The organism is Burkholderia sp. Ac-20384, assembly GCF_017104605.1.
In the GTDB taxonomy this organism is placed as follows: Bacteria; Pseudomonadota; Gammaproteobacteria; order Burkholderiales; family Burkholderiaceae; genus Burkholderia; species Burkholderia lata.
Map to the genome: position 1 here is coordinate 1 of NZ_JAAGPE010000506.1, position 3,833 is coordinate 3,833.

The window sequence follows — 3,833 nt, forward strand, 5'->3', positions numbered from 1 at the left end:
CGGCGCGGCGCGAGCCGGGCAAGCAGCGCTGGCTGTGGGTGCTGTCCGACGGACGCACACGCGAGATGCCCGCAAAACCCGCGGCGGCCGATCACGTCGTGTTCGTCGACTTCGACGATGCGGCCGTGCGGATCGGGCAGGGCGCGCGGCTGGCCGCGGCGTGGGGCGCACAGTGGGTGACGGCCGACGCGCTATGCACGGGCCGCGCCGGCTGATGGCGGGCCGGCCGTGCGCTATGATCGCCGCTTCTGCTTCAATCCATTGGAACAACCCGCCATGCAAGTACTGGTCGATGCCGACGCGTGTCCCGCCGTCATCAAGGACATGCTGTTTCGCGCCGCGCGTCGTGCCGAAATCTGCGTGACGCTGGTCGCGAACCAGTTTCTGCGCACGCCGCCGTCGCCGTTCATCAAGGCGGTGCAGGTGCCGGCCGGCTTCGACGTGGCCGATGCGCGCATCGTCGAGCTGGTGGAAGCGGGCGACCTCGTGATCACCGCCGACATCCCGCTGGCCGCCGCCGTGCTCGACAAGGGCGCGCATGCGCTCGACCCGCGCGGCAACTGGTTCAGTCGCGAGAACATCGAGGAACGCCTGTCGACGCGCGCGATGATGGATCAGTTGCGCAGCGCGGGGATCGACACGGGCGGGCCGGCGCCGTTCAGCGCGCGCGACGGCAAGGCGTTTGCGTCGCAGTTCGACCGGTTTCTGGCGCGGCACGGCAAGCCTTGAAGTTGGGTCGGGACGACCGCGTGCCGTAATCGTCCTGCGAGCGGCGACACGCGCACGCGGCATGCGCCACATCACCGAATCCGCATTGAATCGCGCTCATCTCCCCTGCGGGGATGCAGATTTGTGCCTTCGCTGCTATCGTGGCGCAAACCACAACCCAGCAAAGGAGCGCACGCGTGTCACCGACCCAACTTCTCGTTCCGACCTTCACCCACATGCTGCGCGCGCAGACCGCGTGGCTCGACAAGGCCGTCGCACACCGGCAGGCCGCGGGCGACGCGCCCGATGCGGCGATGACGCTGAGGCTCGCGCCCGACATGTATCCGCTCGCGGCACAGGTGCGCTTCTCGTGCTTCCAGGCGATGGAGCCCATCCACCGTCTGCGTGGCGAGCCGGTACCGGCGTCGCTGCTGGCCTTGCGCGAGGCGGGGTGGAATGCGGATGCGCAGCCCGGCACGCTCGCCGACGCGCAAGCGATCATCGCCGGCACGCTGACCTTTCTCGGTGAACTCGCACCGGATGCGCTCGATGGCGGTACCGCACTGCCGATCGCGCTTGAAATGCCGAACGGGATCGCGTTCGACATGACGGGCGAACAATACGCGCGCGACTGGGCGCTGCCGCAGTTCTACTTCCACGCGATCGCCGCATACGCGATCCTGCGCCACCACGGCGTCGAACTCGGCAAGGCCGACTACGTGCCGCACATGCTCGCGTACGTCCGGCCGGGCACGATTCCGCAAGGGTGAGCCGGCAGGCGCCGAGCGACTTCGAAGCGACTTGATGCGGGCACTCTTCATCTGCAGCCGCAACCGGCTGCGCAGCCCGACGGCCGAAGCGGTATTCGCCGCTTGGCCGGACGTCGAAACCGACTCGGCGGGCCTCGCGCCCGATGCGGATACGCGCCTGTCCGCCGAGCAGCTCGACTGGGCCGAAGTCGTGTTCGTGATGGAGCGGGCGCACAAGGCGCGGCTGGCGGCGCAATTCGGTGCGCATCTGCGGCACAAGAAAATCGTGTGCCTCGACATTCCCGACCGTTACACCTACATGCAGCCCGAGCTCGTCACGCTGCTCGAGCGCAAGGCCGGCCCGTTCCTGCGCGTGTGAACGGCATGGCCGAAGTGGACGTCAGCGTAGCCGGCCGTTCGCGATCACCGAAAAGCAGTCGAGACGCAGCAGCTCGATGATCTTGCGCGTCGGCACGCTTGCACGAAGCGTGTCGAGCCGGTCGACGGTGAACCACTTGCAGCGGGCGATCTCGTTGCTCGCGCGCGGCGTCAGGTGAGCCGGCACGTCGGCCACGAACACGTGATGGAGTTTCGTCAGCCCGCCAAACTGCACCGCGTAGTCGAGTGCGAGCCCCTCCAGCCGCGTTTCCTCGGCGAGCTCCCGCAGTGCAGCATCGAGCGGCGTCTCGCCACGGCGGATCGTGCCGCCTGGCAGCGACCAGCGCGACGCGGTGCGGGCGACCAGCAGCACGCTGCTGCGCTGACGGCACACGATCGTGGCGCGTTCCTTGATGACGGCGAGAGTGTCCAGCCCGGTACTCATGTTCGGCAAAACAGGTGCTGAATCGTGGAGAAAATGCGCGTCGGCGGCGTGTTACCCGGCGGCGGGCCGCGACGGTGTACAGGCAGCCGCATCGATCCTACCGGCCGTTCGTGACAGTTCCATGCACGGCGTCGGGCGACGCGCGCCGCATTACGCGTGCGTATAGATCCCGCTGCGGGTCGGTTTTGCGTGGCGCGGCTGGCGGCGCTTGTGAACGGCGCGCCGATGGTGGGGCGACGGCGGCGCCGCGTGCCGGTGCGCGGGCCGTGCGGTCGGCGCTGCGTCCGGCATCCCGGTCTGTCCTTCGCCGAAGTGGAACGTCTGGGTTTGCGCGTGTCCGACGCCCAGCGTCGACGCCAGCACGAAGGCCGCCAGCAGCATCCGTTTCATGAATAATCCGTCCGATTTTTTTGAGATGAAGATTGCCCGCCAGCTTAGCGAAAGGCGGGATGCCACCGCAACCGGCCCGTGTTCGGTGTCGCCCCCACTTGCGCACCACGGCGTCTTCCGCTTCGCCTCAGGGTGCCGCCGGGGTTGACAACACAATTCCTGAGTGTGAATATAAATTCACGCACAGGAATTATTCGTCGAATCCGGAAGGTCGCGCCACAGGCGCCGGGCCTGCCGGAACCGGCAGTCCGATCAACCGGAACCAGGAGCGGGACGCATGGCGGAACACGAGCAGCAGGGCGCGCTGGCGGGATTGCGCATCATCGATCTGTCGCGGGTGCTGGGCGGCCCGTACGCCACGCAGATCCTCGCCGACCACGGCGCGGAGGTGATCAAGGTCGAACCGCCATCCGGCGACGAAACGCGCACGTGGGGCCCGCCGTTCGACGGCGATACCGCGTCGTACTTCCTCGGCGTGAACCGCAACAAGCTCGGCATCGCGCTCGACCTGACGCAACCGGCCGACCGCGAGCGGCTGCTTGGCCTGCTCGAACATGCGGACGCCATCGTCGAGAACTTCAAGATCGGCACGATGGAGCGCTGGGGGCTCGGCTTCGACGCGCTGCACGCGCGGTTTCCGCGCCTCGTCCATTGCCGCGTGTCGGGCTTCGGTGCGGACGGCCCGCTCGGCGGGCTGCCCGGCTATGACGCGGCGGTGCAGGCGATCGCGGGGCTGATGAGCGTCAATGGCGAAGCGGGGGGCGCGCCGCTGCGGGTCGGCGTGCCGATCGTCGATCTCGTGACCGGGCTGAACGCGGCGCTCGGCGTGCTGATGGCGCTGCGCGAGCGCGACGCGAGCGGCCGCGGCCAGTTCGTCGAATCGACGCTGTTCGACTGCGCGCTGTCGATCCTGCATCCGCATACGCCGAACTTCTTCCATTCGGGGAATGCGCCCGTGCGCACCGGCAACGCGCATCCGAACATCACGCCGTACGACAGCTTTCCGACGGCGAGCGTCGACATCTTTCTGGCGGTCGGCAACAACGGGCAGTTCGCGGGGCTGTGCGACGTGCTCGGCACGCGCGACTGGCTCGACGATCCGCGTTTCGCGGACAACCGCGCGCGCAGCGCGAACCGCGCCGCACTGCGCACGCTGCTCGAAA

The 3,833-nt window shown here is 68.2% G+C and carries 6 protein-coding genes and 1 pseudogene; 5 read left to right on the plus strand and 2 right to left on the minus strand.

All coding sequences use genetic code 11. The annotated features are described in order from the left end of the window. The 4 genes and pseudogenes from G3O00_RS40705 to G3O00_RS40720 form a co-directional block, all read left to right on the plus strand. A pseudogene (locus G3O00_RS40705) lies at positions 1-215 on the plus strand (magnesium chelatase); the annotation flags it as partial. 61 nt (positions 216-276) lie between these two features. Further along, entirely contained in the window at positions 277-729 is a 453-nt protein-coding gene (locus G3O00_RS40710) for a YaiI/YqxD family protein (protein WP_089440082.1), read from the plus strand. Between the two features lie 176 nt (positions 730-905). Further along, positions 906-1,478: a DUF1993 domain-containing protein gene (locus G3O00_RS40715; protein WP_206146376.1), complete on the plus strand. Its 573-nt coding sequence runs from the start codon at positions 906-908 to the stop codon at positions 1,476-1,478. Positions 1,479-1,512: 34 nt separating this feature from the next. Further along, positions 1,513-1,836: a low molecular weight protein tyrosine phosphatase family protein gene (locus G3O00_RS40720; RefSeq protein WP_206146377.1), complete on the plus strand. Its 324-nt coding sequence runs from the start codon at positions 1,513-1,515 to the stop codon at positions 1,834-1,836. Between the two features lie 21 nt (positions 1,837-1,857). Here G3O00_RS40720 and G3O00_RS40725 read toward each other — a convergent pair whose 3' ends face one another. Together G3O00_RS40725 and G3O00_RS40730 are read right to left on the minus strand one after the other, a co-directional pair. Continuing rightward, on the minus strand, positions 1,858-2,280 hold the full coding sequence (locus tag G3O00_RS40725) for an NUDIX hydrolase (RefSeq protein ID WP_011351966.1): 423 nt from the start codon (positions 2,278-2,280) through the stop codon (positions 1,858-1,860). Positions 2,281-2,430: 150 nt separating this feature from the next. Further along, the gene (locus G3O00_RS40730; protein WP_011351967.1) at positions 2,431-2,670 is read right to left on the minus strand and encodes a hypothetical protein; all 240 of its coding nucleotides are present in this window, start codon (positions 2,668-2,670) and stop codon (positions 2,431-2,433) included. Between the two features lie 277 nt (positions 2,671-2,947). Between G3O00_RS40730 and G3O00_RS40735 the strand changes: the two genes are divergently transcribed. Beyond that, positions 2,948-3,833, plus strand: an 886-nt coding sequence (locus G3O00_RS40735) for a CoA transferase (RefSeq protein WP_206146378.1), incomplete at its 3' end; no start/stop codon positions are given.

Excerpts from the sequence above, each read along its gene's own strand:
- G3O00_RS40710 (WP_089440082.1), top strand. The coding sequence starts at position 277 with ATGCAAGTACTGGTCGATGCCGACGCGTGTCCCGCCGTCATCAAGGAC.
- G3O00_RS40720 (WP_206146377.1), top strand. The coding sequence starts at position 1,513 with ATGCGGGCACTCTTCATCTGCAGCCGCAACCGGCTGCGCAGCCCGACG.
- G3O00_RS40725 (WP_011351966.1), bottom strand. The coding sequence starts at position 2,280 with ATGAGTACCGGGCTGGACACTCTCGCCGTCATCAAGGAACGCGCCACG.
- G3O00_RS40730 (WP_011351967.1), bottom strand. The coding sequence starts at position 2,670 with ATGAAACGGATGCTGCTGGCGGCCTTCGTGCTGGCGTCGACGCTGGGC.